At 40.4% G+C, this 15420-nt stretch carries 14 protein-coding genes; 4 read left to right on the top strand and 10 right to left on the bottom strand.

Annotated elements, in window-relative coordinates; genetic code table 11:
- On the top strand, window positions 1–1569 hold the full coding sequence (locus Q0895_RS05655; protein ID WP_366139920.1) for a DUF1800 domain-containing protein: 1569 nt from the start codon (window positions 1–3) through the stop codon (window positions 1567–1569).
- Between the two features lie 27 nt (window positions 1570–1596).
- Complete coding sequence (locus Q0895_RS05650) at window positions 1597–2970, top strand: DUF1501 domain-containing protein (RefSeq protein WP_299186291.1); 1374 nt, start codon at window positions 1597–1599, stop codon at window positions 2968–2970.
- Window positions 2971–3089: 119 nt separating this feature from the next.
- Here the strand turns inward: Q0895_RS05650 and Q0895_RS05645 are convergent, their stop codons facing one another.
- From Q0895_RS05645 to queC, 3 genes are all read right to left on the bottom strand, one after another.
- Window positions 3090–3587 carry a peroxiredoxin gene (locus Q0895_RS05645; protein WP_299186289.1) on the bottom strand — a complete coding sequence of 166 codons (498 nt, stop codon included), beginning with the start codon at window positions 3585–3587 and terminating at the stop codon, window positions 3090–3092.
- Window positions 3588–3751: 164 nt separating this feature from the next.
- Window positions 3752–4081 carry a hypothetical protein gene (locus tag Q0895_RS05640; RefSeq protein ID WP_299186287.1) on the bottom strand — a complete coding sequence of 110 codons (330 nt, stop codon included), beginning with the start codon at window positions 4079–4081 and terminating at the stop codon, window positions 3752–3754.
- A gap of 334 nt (window positions 4082–4415) precedes the next feature.
- On the bottom strand, window positions 4416–5213 hold the full coding sequence (queC, locus tag Q0895_RS05635) for a 7-cyano-7-deazaguanine synthase QueC (RefSeq protein WP_299186284.1): 798 nt from the start codon (window positions 5211–5213) through the stop codon (window positions 4416–4418).
- Window positions 5214–5636: 423 nt separating this feature from the next.
- Between queC and ttcA the strand changes: the two genes are divergently transcribed.
- Window positions 5637–6671 (top strand): tRNA 2-thiocytidine(32) synthetase TtcA, encoded by a 1035-nt coding sequence (ttcA, locus tag Q0895_RS05630; RefSeq protein WP_366139919.1) that lies wholly within the window; start codon window positions 5637–5639, stop codon window positions 6669–6671.
- A gap of 121 nt (window positions 6672–6792) precedes the next feature.
- Here ttcA and Q0895_RS05625 read toward each other — a convergent pair whose 3' ends face one another.
- The 6 genes from Q0895_RS05625 to ccoN all read right to left on the bottom strand — a co-directional run bounded on the left by Q0895_RS05625 (window position 6793) and on the right by ccoN (window position 12803).
- Window positions 6793–7380, bottom strand: a complete 588-nt coding sequence (locus tag Q0895_RS05625) for a FixH family protein (RefSeq protein WP_299186279.1) — start codon at window positions 7378–7380, stop codon at window positions 6793–6795.
- 103 nt (window positions 7381–7483) lie between these two features.
- Entirely contained in the window at window positions 7484–8893 is a 1410-nt protein-coding gene (gene ccoG / locus Q0895_RS05620; protein ID WP_299186277.1) for a cytochrome c oxidase accessory protein CcoG, read from the bottom strand.
- Between the two features lie 453 nt (window positions 8894–9346).
- The gene (gene ccoP, locus Q0895_RS05615; RefSeq protein ID WP_299186275.1) at window positions 9347–10495 is read right to left on the bottom strand and encodes a cytochrome-c oxidase, cbb3-type subunit III; all 1149 of its coding nucleotides are present in this window, start codon (window positions 10493–10495) and stop codon (window positions 9347–9349) included.
- Window positions 10492–10674 (bottom strand): cbb3-type cytochrome c oxidase subunit 3, encoded by a 183-nt coding sequence (locus Q0895_RS05610; protein WP_299186273.1) that lies wholly within the window; start codon window positions 10672–10674, stop codon window positions 10492–10494. Before Q0895_RS05610 ends, ccoP begins: the two co-directional genes overlap by 4 nt.
- Window positions 10674–11312 carry a cytochrome-c oxidase, cbb3-type subunit II gene (ccoO, locus tag Q0895_RS05605; RefSeq protein ID WP_058368480.1) on the bottom strand — a complete coding sequence of 213 codons (639 nt, stop codon included), beginning with the start codon at window positions 11310–11312 and terminating at the stop codon, window positions 10674–10676. Before ccoO ends, Q0895_RS05610 begins: the two co-directional genes overlap by 1 nt.
- 9 nt (window positions 11313–11321) lie before the next feature.
- Window positions 11322–12803 carry a cytochrome-c oxidase, cbb3-type subunit I gene (gene ccoN, locus Q0895_RS05600; protein WP_299186270.1) on the bottom strand — a complete coding sequence of 494 codons (1482 nt, stop codon included), beginning with the start codon at window positions 12801–12803 and terminating at the stop codon, window positions 11322–11324.
- Between the two features lie 1023 nt (window positions 12804–13826).
- Between ccoN and Q0895_RS05595 the strand changes: the two genes are divergently transcribed.
- Window positions 13827–14216 carry an SCP2 sterol-binding domain-containing protein gene (locus Q0895_RS05595; protein ID WP_299186267.1) on the top strand — a complete coding sequence of 130 codons (390 nt, stop codon included), beginning with the start codon at window positions 13827–13829 and terminating at the stop codon, window positions 14214–14216.
- Window positions 14217–14348: 132 nt separating this feature from the next.
- Here Q0895_RS05595 and Q0895_RS05590 read toward each other — a convergent pair whose 3' ends face one another.
- Window positions 14349–15335 (bottom strand): hypothetical protein, encoded by a 987-nt coding sequence (locus Q0895_RS05590; RefSeq protein ID WP_299186817.1) that lies wholly within the window; start codon window positions 15333–15335, stop codon window positions 14349–14351.
- Window positions 15336–15420: the final 85 nt, after the last annotated feature.

Genomic DNA, 15420 nt, shown 5'->3' with positions numbered 1-15420 from the left:
GTGAATATAGAGCCGTTAAATGATATCAATGCTGCTAGATTTTTGCAGCAGGCACAATTCTCATCTACTAAAGCTGAGATTGAAGACCTTAAAAGCATTGGTATAAATCAATGGCTGGCCAATCAGTTTTCTATGCGTAGCGGTATTAGCGGATACAACTGGTTGCTAAACGAAGGATACAATACTGCAAAACATCGTTATTCAACTTGGTCTGCAGACTGGATGTCGTGGCAACAGTTATTGTCTGCTAAAGATACCTTGCGTAAGCGTATGGCCATATCGCTATCAGAAATACTGGTCATGTCCTCTGTAGGTTTGGGTCTGCCGCACAAATCGTTTGCGGTTGCTGCTTACTGGGATGTACTCAACGAACATGCATTTGGAAATTTTAGAGATCTGTTAAAGGCTGTTACCCTAAATATGGGTATGGGCGCTTATCTCGACTTAAGACATAGTAGAAAAGCCAACAGTAAAGGGCGCAGACCAGACGAGAATTACGCTCGAGAAATCATGCAGTTGTTTACTATCGGATTGGTTGAGTTAAATATTGATGGCACGCCCAAATTGCACAATGGCAAGCCGATAGAAACTTATAGTCAAGAGACGGTCAGCAACATTGCTCAAGCTTTAACTGGATGGACAGTAGACAATAGATCCAACGTTGATAAGTCGATCACTTACACTGAATTCACGCGCAATCCCATGATTAATATAGCGAGTCGGCATGATACTCGTAGTACGAGTTTCTTTGGTGTTATCGTGCCTGAAGGGTCTAGCGGTGAGCAAGCTTTAGAGATTGTAATAGACACGTTGTTTAATCATCCTAACGTTGCACCTTTTATCACAAAACAGCTTATCCAGCGTTTGGTTACCAGTAACCCTAGTCCTCATTATATAAGACGAGTGGCTACTGTTTTTAATAGTAACGATAACGGTGAGCGCGGTAATCTACAGTCAGTGTTGACGGCTATTTTGACAGATTCAGAAGCTCGTAATCTTCCTGATAATACGCCGACAATTGGCAAGGTACGTGAACCTATGCTCAGGCTAGTTCAGTGGGTTCATACTTTTAGTAATCGCCAAAGCATATCGGGCGAATGGAAGATAAGCAATACCAGTAATAGAAAATGGTACTTAAATCAAAGTCCTCTTCGAGCGCCATCAGTATTTAACTTTTTTGATATTGATTATGCGCCTAATACAGATGCATTTATCGATAATGGAATAGTAGCGCCAGAGCTTCAGCTGCATAACGTGACTTCCACGGTAGGTTATATCAACCATATAAAACGTGTGATCGAAAAGGGCATTTTTTATGGGTTTATTGAAACTATTATCGAGATAGCACCAGATTATAGAACAGAGATGAAACTATATAATAAACCTGAAGAGTTAGTAGATCATTTAAATCTCATCTTATGTGGTGGTCAGATGTCACCTAAAACGATGGGGTTGATAAAGTCTGCCTTAAGAGCACTGACTGATGATACTCCAAGCTGGAAAGAAAATCGCATTCATTTGGCTGTGTTTATGACTATGGTTAGTCCAGATTATCTTGTGCAAAAATAAAAAGACGACTAAAAGCGAATGACTACTATGAGCGAATTATCAAGAAGAGCATTTTTAAAGCGTTTAGGATATCTAACCGCAGCAGGCGTGGCCAATCCTGTCACCATAAATTTGATGGGTATGGCTGAAGCTGCCGCTCAAACGGCTACAGACTATAAAGCATTGGTTTGTGTGTTTTTTGATGGTGGTAATGACCAAGCCAATACGCTTATTCCTATCGATTCAAAGAATTACAGAACTTATAAAGACGTGCGTCAAAGTATCGCTATAGACCAGTCAAAAGTCTTACCACTGATACCATCATCAAGTTTAGCAAATGGTCTAAAATGGGGCTTTCATCCAAACCTTCAACGTTTAAATAGCTTGTTTCATCTAAAAAAACTGGCAGTCTTACAAAATGTGGGTACTTTGATTCAACCAACCTCATTAGATGAGTTCAACAAAAAAACAGTCCCTTTGCCAAACATGCTATTTTCCCACTCTACACAGAAAAAGATTTGGCAAAGCACTTCTTCTGCCGCTTTTAAGGAAGGCTGGGGTGGAAAGATTGGTGATCTTATTTTGAATCAAAACTCACAAGCCATGTTTTCTTGTGTGAGTACAGCTAACAACTCTCTATTTTTGACAGGAGATAAAACAGTTCCTCTTAATATCGGAACAGACGGTATCATTCCTATTCCACCAGCCAAAGAAAACGCCAGACTTTATGGTTCAAAAGAGTGTGCACGCGCTTTTAAAGAGCTTATTACCTCAAGTCGTAACAATATTATGGAAAACCATATTAATGAAGTCACATTACGTTCCATAGAAGCTGAAAGCACAATGTCATCGGCATTAAAAAGTGCCGGAGAGCTAAAAACACAATTTTCAGCCAATAATTCTTTAGCTGAGCAGCTAGAGGTTGTGGCAAAGCTTATCAAAGCGCGTGGCCATTTTGGTGTAAAAAGACAGGTGTTTTTTGTGAGTCTTAAAGGCTTTGATACGCATTCAAGCTTATTAAGTCGGCACAGCAAACAGATGTCTTTGGTTGATGATGCTTTAGCAAGCTTCTATGAGGCGACTGAAGAATTAAATGTGACTGACAGTGTCACCACCTTTACCGCATCAGACTTTGGACGTACATTTAGTAGTAATGGTGATGGTTCTGATCATGGCTGGGGTAGTCATCATATGATTATGGGCGGGGCAGTTAATGGTAGAGACTTTTATGGACAAAGTCCTGAAATTGGACTTAATACGGCAGAAGACACAGGCCAAGGCCGGATGCTACCCACGACGTCTATCGATCAATATTCAGCCACTTTGGCCAAATGGTTTGGTGTACCAAATAGTGATTTGAGCTTGATTGCGCCCAATATTCGTAACTTTAATAACCAAGATTTAGGCTTTATGAGAAACTGATAGCTTATCAGTTAAATGATGAAAACAAAAAAAGCCTTCTTAATACTGATAGCATTTATCAGTGCTCGGAAGGCTTTTTGTACTCTTATTTATTGTTCAAATAATATCAATCAAAGCGATTACGCGCCTAGCGTATCCAACAAACGCTCAGTATAACCTTTTGCTCTTAGGTTGCGCTGTGCATGGGTCAGTGTCCCATCCTTATCAAATACAAATACTGAACGCACAAGACCCATAGTAGTTTTTCCGTACATGTTTTTTTCTTTAATGACATCGAAGTACTGGCATAGCTTTTCATCACTATCGCTAATTAGCGGAATTTGCAGATCGTACTTGGTGATGAATTTCTTATGAGACTCAACGCTGTCTCGCGATACACCAACGATATCATAGCCAAGCTTGTCAAAAACATTTAAATGTTCTGTAAACTCTGTCGCTTGCGTGGTACAACCAGGGGTGTCGTCTTTGGGATAAAAGTAAAGAATGAGTCCTTTATCGGTATGCTGTACAAGCTCTTTTAAACTAATATCGTCATGAATCAAGTGGCCATCGAGATTGCGAACGATTGCTACTGGAAAATCTGGTAGGGTAATGCTTACTGTTGCTGGCTTTGCCATCTTAACTTCCTTATCTTGTTAAATCCAAAGTTGTCGTCAATATCAGTTAACTTATTATAGTCAAACTAATAAAAGTGATTGATAAATTTTGTATGTTGTTCATTTTTTAGCAAAAAAAGACTGACATCTGCCAGTCTTTTTATTATACGCATTTAGTGACTAGGTTACGCAGGCTTTTGCGGTTGCTTTAAGTCCAAACCTTTGGTGCACTGCTGCAAATCTTTTTGCATCTTTTTTACATAAGGTAGACCCGATGGGTCCTTTTTATCTTGCGCGTAGCTTTCAATTTCCCACATCTGACCAATCGTCATTTTACTGCGTACATTGATGGTACAGTTACAGAGTTTGGTGGCGGTGCTCTTATCAGCGACTTTATATTTGACCGCACCAGTAACACATTGATTGATGTTGTTTTGCTTAATATCAGTAGCGTTTGCTTGCGGCATAGCGACCAAACCGATTAATGCTAAGGGTAGTACTTTTAATAGCTTCATATATATTCTCTTATAAATAAATACAGCGTCAATAAAACAGACGCTAAATGGATAATACTGTTGTCAGCTAGACATTAACTAAAAAATTTATCTATCATTTATACTATTATTTGTAAACGACATCTAGTATGAGCATAAGGAATCATACCATAACAATTATAGCCATTAATGAACACCATACGCTTGCTGTGTTGATGCAATTAAATGTTACGCTTATGTTTGTCGCTTTTATGCTACATGCTTTGAGGATAAAACATCATTTAGATAAAACATCATTTGGATAGAACTATGCAAACATAGATTTAAGTATGCAATACAACTTAAATGTCTAAATTTACTCAGGACGTAGATACTGGGTCTGATAATGCGTAGGATCAGCAACCCCAGCTTGAGCAAAACCTTGACGGCGTAGCGCACAACTGTCACACATACCGCAAGCAAGGCCATCTTTATCTGCTTGATAACAAGAAATGGTCTGTCCATAATCAACACCAAGCGTTAATCCAAGCTCGATCGTTTGAGCTTTAGACAATTCTTGCAAAGGTGTTTGAATGCTTAAACGATGACCTGTAACGCCAGCTTTGGTTGCAAGGTTTGCCATGTGCTCAAAAGCGTTGATGTACTCAGGACGGCAGTCAGGATAGCCAGAATAATCTACTGAGCTAACGCCAATAACAATATGGTTGGCAGCAGTGACTTCGGCAACCGCCAACGCATAAGATAAGAATATGGTATTACGTGCAGGTACATAAGTATTTGGAATGGCATCGTTATCAATTTTATCGTGTTTCTTATTAGGGAATTTGTCTGCATCCCCATCAGGGACAGTCATACTGTGATCAGTTAACGACGAACCACCCAGCTGTGCGATATCGATATCAATAATGCGGTGATTCACCGCAGCTGTTTTAGCAATCGCTTTTGCTGCAACGAGCTCACTGTTATGACGCTGTCCATAATTAAAACTGACTGCGGTGACACAAGCATAACGAGCCTTTGCCCAGTACAAACAAGTGACCGAATCAAGCCCACCTGATAACAAGACGACAGCATTTTGCTCTTGATGAAGCGTATCTGAAGAAGGGTTAGATGCTGAACGGATGAGGTCGGATTGCGGGGTAATTTCAGTCATAGTAGTGTCTAGTATTGAGTTGCGAAAACGGCCATTTTAACAAAGTTACGGCTACTATTATATATCTATAAAAGTCATAAAGCCTTTACAGTTATATCAGTAACAAATACGGCGCGCGTGAAATTTTATAATATTAAACCTAGTAATTTAATCTCATCTTTTCAAACTGTTAGCATTTTTTGTTATAATCGCTGCTGCTTTTAGCACATTAGTAGTAATACGTTATTACGCCTTGTTTTACTATCAATTGCTTTATCGCCAAATCACCTTTGTAAAGATACTGAGTAGTTTATGACCGCAGCGACCTTATTTACGCCAAAAAATATGCCTGAGTTTGACGAGGTGCCGACTAAAGCACATTTAGATAGCCATACTTTAGAGACTGATGCTTATAGTATGGAGTATGATGACGTTGATGTTGACATCACTACAGAATCTGCTTCTGGAGATTTAGCTGACGGACAAGCTCGTACTGAGTCTGTATTATTTCGCAAATTACAAAAAAAGCTACGTAGGCAAGTCTCGTGGGCGATTCGCGACTTTAATATGATCGAAGATGGTGATGTCGTGATGGTATGCGTTTCGGGCGGTAAAGATAGCTATACGCTGTTAGATATCTTGCTGCTATTGAAACGCATCGCACCGATAAGCTTTGATATTGTCGCGGTCAATCTCGATCAAAAGCAGCCTGGATATCCAGAGGATATTTTACCTGCTTATTTAAATGAGCAAGGCATTGCACACTATATTTTAGAAAAAGACACTTATAGCATTGTTAAAAGCGTTGTACCAGAAGGTAAGACCTATTGCTCAGCTTGTTCACGTCTGCGCCGAGGCTCGTTATATGGTTTTGCTAAACAAATCGGTGCAACCAAAATAGCCTTAGGTCATCATCGCGATGACATGTTGGCCACTTTCTTTTTAAATCTGTTCCATGGCGGTGCTCTAAAGTCGATGCCACCTAAACTGCTTAGCGATGATAAGCAAAATATGATTATTCGTCCGCTCGCTTATGTTGAAGAAAAAGACATCATTGAATATGCTCGTCTAAAAGAATTTCCTATCATTCCATGTAATCTATGCGGTAGTCAGACCAATCTTCAACGCGCCATCATCAATGACATGCTGCGCGAATGGGATGATGCTCACCCGCAGCGTTTGGCCTCTATTTTTAAGGCAATGCAAAACGTCGCGCCATCGCAATTAGCAGATCGTGAGTTATTTGATTTTGAGACATTAAGCCTCGAACGTGACGACAATAAGCGTTTATTTGAAGGCGATAATATTCAAGCTGGACAGACTGATAGCCTTACTGAGATTGGCCTGCCTATAGCACCAGAGACCCAGACTTTTAATGCAAAATTTGATTACGATCATAAGCAGTCAATGGCTTTAGATAAAGAGAAAAAAAGTAGTCGTTCTACACAAAAAATCCCTACGATTAACCCCGTTATTTAGCTGTCTATTTAACTAGACATAATTGGTTAGCATAAGACACAAGCCATATGACGCTCACAAAAAAACCAGCTATTAATCAGCTGGTTTTTTATGATTTAAAATTAACGATTTAAGACTGATTTTAGCTTTTGGCAAACACGGGCAGGGGATCAAAGCTGACTTCTGAACGTGGCAGTCTTGCAACGTCTTGCATACGCCAGTCGTCTTTACCATCGTTGCTTACTTGTAGATAGTACTTGGCTTTTACTGAGTCAATATCTACTTTGGCACTGTATTTATTTCCTTCTTGGTGCGTTAGTACCACATCTCGATCCTTTTTAACATCCGTTGCATGCGATATGGAAAGCTCTAACGTATCAGGATAGGTAAGTGGTTCACCATTTAACAGTTTGCCTGTTTGTAAGCTTTGCTGCGGATAATCGAGATAAAAAGTGATGTCACCGTCTGAGGTAAATTGCATTTTGCCGCGTAAGTCTAGATCATAGGTCAGCTTATCGCGTGATACATCGTGATAAAGCGTCTTACCGTCCATATACCAATCATCACGTACCACACTGTCACGAATTTGATAAGAGTAATAAACAAACCAGAGGCAAGCGATAACCACAAAGGCTGGCATACCGATGACAAAGATGACTACCATGTAATTTTTATACCATGGCTGGCTATCTTGACGCTTAAAACTTGGCGTAGGAGTGGGTGTAGACATAAAATACCTATTAAATGTATGAGACGATCAATATACTATTGCCTAGTTTGAGTGACCTAAATCTAGTCACTCAAGTATAGATTATACGTTATATTTCAAGTATTTACTGGCCTTGAGTCGTAAAAATGTTTTGTTTACTTACCTTGTACTGACCATCTTCACTTACTACGTTTAAAGTAATAGGCGTTTGACCAGACTCAACGACATCAGGGTCACCGTAAATGCTAACAGGCATATCAAAGCTTTCACCAGCTTCTAATGGCACATCGTTGAAACGCAGCTCTAAACTTAGACCATCTTGCGGCGCAAGCGATATTTTATAAGCATGAGGTTCTTGGGTTTTATTGGTCAGCTTCACAATGTAACTGTTTTCAATCATACCTTGGTTGGTCATAGAAGACAGCTGATTACGGTCACGACGTATATCAATCTCTAATGGCACGCGATCAGTTAATGCGTAAATAAGACCACCACATAACACAGCCAACAGAGTCAAATAAGCAAACAGACGCGGACGTAAGACACGGCTAGGCTCTTTTTCAGCCAGTTGCCTCTCAGTTGTATATCTGATAAGTCCTCGTGGATAGCCAACTTTGTCCATGACTTCATTACAAGCATCCACACATGCTGCACACTGAATACACGCGACTTGCAGACCGTCTCGAATATCGATACCAGTCGGGCATACCTGTACACACATTTGACATTCAATACAGTCACCTAGATGTTCTGGATTAGTCCCCTTTTTACGAGGGCCGCGAGGTTCACCGCGATCATAATCATAAGATACAATAAGGGTATCTTTATCAAACATAACGCTCTGGAAACGACCATAAGGGCAAATTTGAACACACATCTGTTCACGCATATAACCTGCGTTTACGTAGGTAGAAAAAGCAAATATAAATATCGAAACCCAAACCCACGTTGACCAATCAGGGAATGGCATAAAACCTATGAGCTGCCAGCTGCCATACAGGTAGTCAGTTCCCGCTACGTAACTAACAAAGGTAGTAGCAGTAATCATCGAAAAGACGAACCAGATAAAATATACCAAAAAACGTTTAAAAGCTTTAGTCGCAGTCATAGGCGACTTATCAAACTTGATACGTTTATTGCGATCACCGATGACTATCTTTTCTACATATTGATAAAGATGCGTCCAAATGGTTTGTGGGCAAGCATAGCCGCACCACACCCGTCCAGCATAGACGGTCACCATGAATAGTGTAAAAGCTGCAATAAGAGCGAACGCGGCAATAAAATAAAAGTCTTGCGTCAAAAACGTCATACCAAAAATATAGTAATGCTGAGATGGCACATCAAACCATATTGCTTGCCTACCGTTATACCGGATCCAAGGTAAAATCAAAAACAACGCTAAAAACGCATACATGCTAATGACACGAATATTTTGATAAAAGCCTGTGACGAATCGGGGGTGTATACGATGCTTTGTCGCATCAAGATCTATTTGTTGTACTGGGATTTTATTGGGTTGTTGTGCTGACATAAACGTGCCTCTTTAAAAAAAGAATCAGTCTGCTGGCATGAGTAACAAACACCTATGAAAAAACAAGATGTAAATGCTTATAATGTTATCGATGTCAGTAAGTAAAAAGACAACCTAGCGAATATGAATAAAAAGTAGGTTAACCTAACTACTAAATGAGCGATTATAAATAACTGGTTGAGATTGGATAAATACTATCTAAAACTATAACTGGGGCGCTGTTTATGAGCCTCGCTATTTTAGCATTTCCCTTACTCTAAATGGGGTAATAACCTCAAAAAACAATCATCATTATGGTAGAAACCATATGATTTATGAGAGTCTATGTAGGGCATTAGGATTTATAATAAGACCTATAGATAAACGCTCAACCAAAAAAGGAGGACTGCGATGACAGTCCTCCTTTTCAAATAATATATTAACGACCATAACGCAGAAGCCAATAAGACAATCTTAATTAGTAGAAACTTCTACTGCTTCTGCTGTATTCGTATTAGGAGTAGTAGCCATAGCAGGTGACACCTCAGACTGGACTTTTTGATCAGATAGCGAGTAGACATATGCAGCAAGAAGCATAATACGCTCGTTACCTAACTTCGTCTGCCATTCGGGCATAACACCAGCACGTCCATAACGTAATGTCTCACGAATGGTTTCTCTATCACCACCATACAACCAAATATCGTCAGTCAAGTTAGGGGCACCAGTAGAAATCATACCTTTAGCATCTTCACCATGACATAGTACACAGTTAGTAGGTTCATTAAAGATAACCTTGCCCTGTGCAACCATGGTCTCATCAAGATCATAGCCTTCTTGATTACCAGATATGGCTAACACATACTCAGAAACAGCCCGTATACCTTCTTCTCCAAGCTGATCACGCCAAGCTGCCATACCACCGACACGGCCGTTATGAAGCGTCGTCAAGATGTTCTCAGGCGCACCGCCATATAACCAATCATTGTCAGTTAGATTAGGATAACCCACGGCACCTTTAGCATTAGAACCATGACATACTGAACAGTTCTGTAAAAATAAGCGACTACCTACTTTTAAAGCATTTGGGTTTTCAGACAGTTTTTCTACATAAGGAGCAAGCTCTGCTACCTTTTGATCAATCTGCGTCTGCAAATCTGCTGGTGGGTTTTCGCTACGACGCATGGTCGCTTGCATCTCAGCAAGTGTCGCTAATGTCGATGTAGCACCATTGGCGTCCGCTTTTGCCAAAATGTTTTTTTCAAAATTATCAGTAAAAACTTTATTATTGCTTTCAAGCTCACTATATAGCTCGTTTTTAGAAGTCCACGGTACAGTCTCACCATCAACTTCTACCGTTGCAATACCTTCCCATTTTGAAGGGAAAATAGCAGGGAAAAACACCCAATAGGCGACTCCCCAGACGATTGAGCCAAAAAATATCACTAACCACCATTTAGGAAGTGGTTTATCGTATTCTCGAATACCGTCATAAGTGTGACCTGTCGTACCGTCTTCCTCAAGGTCTGGTCTATATTTTAATACAAATAATAAGACCCCAAGAATAAAAAGCCAACACCCAATACTTAATATGGTGATCCAAGAACTCCAAAAAAATGTCATCGTTCATCCTTATTGCGCTGCTCTTCAGACAAAGGTTCTTCAACCTCATCATCAAGCGCAAGTTGTGCATCTTCTTCGAAGCGTTTTTTGTTTTTTGGCGAATACGCCCACCATGCAACGCCCAAAAAAGCGATAAAGGCAGAGACAGTCGCAATTGTTTGTAATTCACCAATACCCATTAGCGCTGTCCTTCCATCGCAGTACCTAACTGTTGAAGATAGGCAACTAGAGCGTCGAGCTCAGTAGCACCTAAAACAGCATCAGGAGCACCTTCAATGTCTTCTTCAGTATAAGGTACGCCAAAACGATCGCGGAATAGACGCATCTTAGTTTGAACGTTCTCACCATTAACTTCATTGGTTGCAAGCCATGGGAAGCCTGGCATAACAGACTCAGGAACTAATGAACGCGGATCGATCAAATGCTGCTTTTGCCAATCCTCAGAGTAGCGTCCACCAACACGCGCCAAATCAGGTCCAGTACGTTTTGAGCCCCATAAAAATGGGTGATCCCACGTAGACTCAGCAGCGCGTGAATATGGACCATAACGTTCAACTTCTGCACGTAGCGGACGAACCATCTGGGTATGACAGACGTGACAGCCTTCACGAATATAGATGTCACGACCTTCAAACTCTAGTGCCGTCCATGGTTCCATAGCGGGAAGGGGAGCGTTAACCCCACCATCCTCGGGACTTTTATTATCATAAATCAATGGTACGATTTCAACTAGCGTTGCAAAGCTAATAGCAATAACGATACCGATGACCAACAAGCCTGTATTTTTTTCAATAATTTCATGCGGTGTACCAGCCATGATCGCTCCTTATACGTTAGCTGTCGATGGTTTTTCGACACTAGGTTCATGATCCGTTGGATCCGCGACATCTACAGGCTTACCTTCTGGCATCTTGAGTGTTTTATAGCAGTTATATGCCATGACAAACATACCCGATACATATAAGAAGCCACCAAAAGCACGACCAATATATGGGAAGTGCGAGAACTCAACCGTATCAACGAAACTATATACCAAAGTACCGTCAGGATTGGTCGCAAGCCACATCATGCCTTGACCGATGCCTGAGATCCACATAGATACGATGTAGAAGATAGTCCCTGCAGTCGCCAGCCAAAAATGCGTGGTGATTAGGCTGATAGAATACATCTTTGGTTTGTTATAGATACGTGGTAACAGTACGTATAGCGAACCAATAGTAATCATACCTACCCAGCCAAGCGCGCCTGAGTGTACGTGACCTACTGTCCAGTCAGTGTTATGCGATAGCGCGTTTACCGTCTTAATAGACATCATTGGACCTTCGAATGTCGACATCGCGTAGAACGACAATGCCACAATCATAAAGCGAATGATTGGATCGGTACGCAGCTTATCCCAACTACCTGATAGCGTAAGCACACCGTTGATCATACCACCCCAAGATGGCGCGAATAGGATAATAGAGAACACCATCGCAAGAGACTGCGTCCAATCTGGAAGCGCTGAATAATGCAAATGGTGACCACCAGCCCACATATATGACGCAATCAATGCCCAAAAGTGAACGATAGACAAACGATACGAGTAGATAGGACGACCAATCTGCACCGGAACGAAGTAATACATCATCCCAAGGAAAGCCGCCGTCAAGTAAAAACCTACCGCATTATGTCCGTACCACCACTGCACCATTGCATCAGTTGCACCGCCGAATAGAGAGTATGACTTAAACGCACTAACAGGAATGGCCATGCTGTTCACGAGATGCAGTAAAGCAATCGTAATAATGAAAGCACCGAAAAACCAGTTAGCCACATAGATATGTGAGGTTTTACGTTTGATCAGCGTACCGAAGAATACAATGGCGTAAGATATCCATACCAAAGCGATCAAAATATCAATAGGCCACTCAAGTTCGGCGTACTCTTTAGTAGAGGTCAAGCCTAAAGGTAGGGTAATAATCGCTGAGACGATAACCGCTTGCCAACCCCAAAAAGTAAACCAAGCTAGATAAGGTGCAAATAGCCTTGTCTTACAAGTACGCTGCACCACATAATAAGAGGTTGCGAACAGGGCAGAGCCACCGAACGCAAAAATGACCGCGTTGGTATGTAGCGGTCTTAAACGACTAAAGGTCAGCCATGGAATGTCGAAGTTAAGTGCTGGCCACGCCAACTGTGAAGCAATGAACACACCAAGACTCATGCCGACGATGCCCCATACTACGGCCATAATCGTAAAAAATCTTACGACAGTAATTTCGTATTCACGGTCAACTGGGGCGACTGCTGTGTTTTGTAAACTCATTGGATGATTCCTTTACAGCCCGAATTATCAACAGAATTAACTAACTCTCCACGTTGCATATACGATAAAGCATAACGAACGTGACACATGATATTGTCTGACTCACCTATTACTGTAAGGGTTTATTAACTACTTTATAAAACTTTTCGCAGGGGATTGACTAGTAATAACAGTATACAAGCAACAAGGCGTTACGATTACTATTCGGCGAGACTAAGGCAATTAATACATCGTTACAGTTAATAAGAAAACAAGCCGACCTTAGGCATCAAACGTCTATTTTACAAAGTGTGAATGATAGAGGTATGCGAGCGGCGGCTGACAAAAACATATTGACGTAATGTTTAGTTAAAACTCCTGATTCTGTTTAAGGTATTGTAACGCAATCTTAATGAAATATCATCAGGACTATGCGTCAAAATACAAACTCTTTGGTAAACAATGTGGCTAACAACCTTCACTTATCACTGAGAAAATGGCTGTAAAACACCATGTTTATAATAAAAATTAATGGAACTATAATTTGGCACTAATGGATCAATAGTGTAATAACGTTGTCATTCAATAATGCTAAACTCTACCACCTATCTTTATTAATACTATTAACCTATCTGTCGCTAACCATATGATTTAACTTATGATACGCTTATAAAATGGATATGTTAAGAGAATTTTTTGAAGTTTATTGACGTTAAATGACGTCTAATCTATTGAACTTGTTAAGCCGATAACTTGTGTATGACAACTGATTATTTAGGGTTGTCGGCGCTCATCATAACAAAAAACCTTGATATATCAATATAAAACGTAAGGATTTTTATTATGACCTTCATATAAAGAGATATTGGGTAAAAGGCGTTAAATTATGTTGATGGATGACTGTTTTAAACAAACATAGAGGTAGTAGAATTTGTTACAATTTGGCAAAGGCTCGTCGTTATAGGTTTTACTTATTATAAAACCCCGTCATAATAAGGCGCAGTAACATTGACCGTAATTTTTTAACGTACAAAGGATAATAATATGGCAGTTTTTTTAACGGACGCATGGTTTGAGCAAGTATCGCAGTTAGGGGATGAAGCTGGCGAGTTGAATTTACCTCCAGCACTAGCAAACATGGTTATCAATCTAAAGGTTTCTGATGCTGAGCAAGATATCGAAGCCAGTTTTTCGGATGGGCTCCTTCAAAAAGGTTTAAACGACGATGCTACCACAACACTATTACTTGATCGTGTTACCTTACAATCTATCATCACAAATTTCGATATGAATGAGATTATGGGTGCTTTCATGAGCGGTAAAATTCGTGTTGAGGGTGATATGTCACAGTTAATGGCATTACAAACTGCCCGTCCAAGTACAGAGCAAAAAGAGCTATTTAAAAAAATTAAGTCTATGACTACCATGGCCTAAAGTATTAGACTTAGACTAAAAGCCTGTAAATAAAAGCTTCCAAATAAAAAGCCCCTAGTTAAATTAGGGGCTTTTTATTTGAGTCATGGGCCGTTTTCAGACAGTAAGATTACTGAGATGATTATGGATATATCAGCTAGCTTGCGTCTGTATTTGCACTTTTGTGTTTTTGGAGTCTTGATTTTCTTTATAAATCGCTGCTTGTAGCCAAATATTTGCTTGAATGTAATTATTTACCTTGATGGCTTTTGTGGTTTCTGTACTTAGCGCACCTATACGCACAACAAAAGGATCTGCATCTTGTTCACGCAAGATGACCACATCAAATAAGATGATAGGCTTGTCATTGAATATCGTTTCTTGTTTGCCAATAACTTGCCCTTGGCACCAAGCCTCGTCTTCTTGACCGAGAGTATCGCCAAATAGATAAGCGCACATATGACCCAAGTTGATCTCTACTGGCGCCATTTGTTCTTTGGTCTTTGGTTGCCACTCTTTAATTTGTTCTTGAATATCTTCTGGTACTTGTCCGTCATTGGCCGCAACGATATCATTAAAAGCGCGATGGTAGCGAATTGCTTCTTGATCCTCGACCATAATGACTTCGTCTTGATGACTAATCGATATCTCGTGAGCCCAAGCACTAAAATTTACAAAATATGGCGTGTTTTGTTGATATAGATGACGGTTGGCTGTGTAGAGCTGATCAAAAGCATAAATAATACTGCCATCAACGCTACGCAGGCGTAGTACTGCATCATTTGAGCTGTCACTGACAATCATACGCTCAATCGTACAAGTCAGACCATAAGGGCCATTGACGCAAGGGTAGGCGTTAATAAAGCATTCAGGCTTGCCATCTTTCATTGCGAGTACTTGATTGATGTGACAAGGCTGATCTTCAGACAGTAGCAAACAAGAATCTTGAGCACTTGCATGGTTGTTGAGACCTTTAGGCATGGTCGCATGTTCAATCATCTGCTGTAGCCATTCTGGCACATCACGACTCATATCATCAGTCAAAATACGCCAATGATCAGCATGACCAGCGGTTTGCTCGTCTGTTAAAGTAATTTTGGTGGGTGATTGTACGTTTTTATATTGATAATTAATAGTCATGAGAATACTCAAACTTAAGTCTGCCATGAAGTTTGGACACCAAATAGCGCCATGAGCTTTTATTTGTTACTAACGCAGTAAGCCA

Origin of the sequence: uncultured Psychrobacter sp., assembly GCF_947495825.1 — a bacterium.
Classification (GTDB): Bacteria; Pseudomonadota; Gammaproteobacteria; order Pseudomonadales; family Moraxellaceae; genus Psychrobacter.
The sequence above is the reverse complement of the archived record's forward strand: the minus strand, read 5'-3'. Positions and strand labels throughout refer to the sequence as shown.

Coding starts and splice junctions, on each gene's coding strand:
- Q0895_RS05650 (WP_299186291.1), top strand. CDS start 1,597: ATGAGCGAATTATCAAGAAGAGCATTTTTAAAGCGTTTAGGATATCTA.
- Q0895_RS05645 (WP_299186289.1), bottom strand. CDS start 3,587: ATGGCAAAGCCAGCAACAGTAAGCATTACCCTACCAGATTTTCCAGTA.
- Q0895_RS05640 (WP_299186287.1), bottom strand. CDS start 4,081: ATGAAGCTATTAAAAGTACTACCCTTAGCATTAATCGGTTTGGTCGCT.
- queC (WP_299186284.1), bottom strand. CDS start 5,213: ATGACTGAAATTACCCCGCAATCCGACCTCATCCGTTCAGCATCTAAC.
- Q0895_RS05625 (WP_299186279.1), bottom strand. CDS start 7,380: ATGTCTACACCCACTCCTACGCCAAGTTTTAAGCGTCAAGATAGCCAG.
- ccoG (WP_299186277.1), bottom strand. CDS start 8,893: ATGTCAGCACAACAACCCAATAAAATCCCAGTACAACAAATAGATCTT.
- ccoP (WP_299186275.1), bottom strand. CDS start 10,495: ATGACATTTTTTTGGAGTTCTTGGATCACCATATTAAGTATTGGGTGT.
- Q0895_RS05610 (WP_299186273.1), bottom strand. CDS start 10,674: ATGGGTATTGGTGAATTACAAACAATTGCGACTGTCTCTGCCTTTATC.
- ccoO (WP_058368480.1), bottom strand. CDS start 11,312: ATGGCTGGTACACCGCATGAAATTATTGAAAAAAATACAGGCTTGTTG.
- ccoN (WP_299186270.1), bottom strand. CDS start 12,803: ATGAGTTTACAAAACACAGCAGTCGCCCCAGTTGACCGTGAATACGAA.
- Q0895_RS05595 (WP_299186267.1), top strand. CDS start 13,827: ATGGCAGTTTTTTTAACGGACGCATGGTTTGAGCAAGTATCGCAGTTA.
- Q0895_RS05590 (WP_299186817.1), bottom strand. CDS start 15,335: ATGACTATTAATTATCAATATAAAAACGTACAATCACCCACCAAAATT.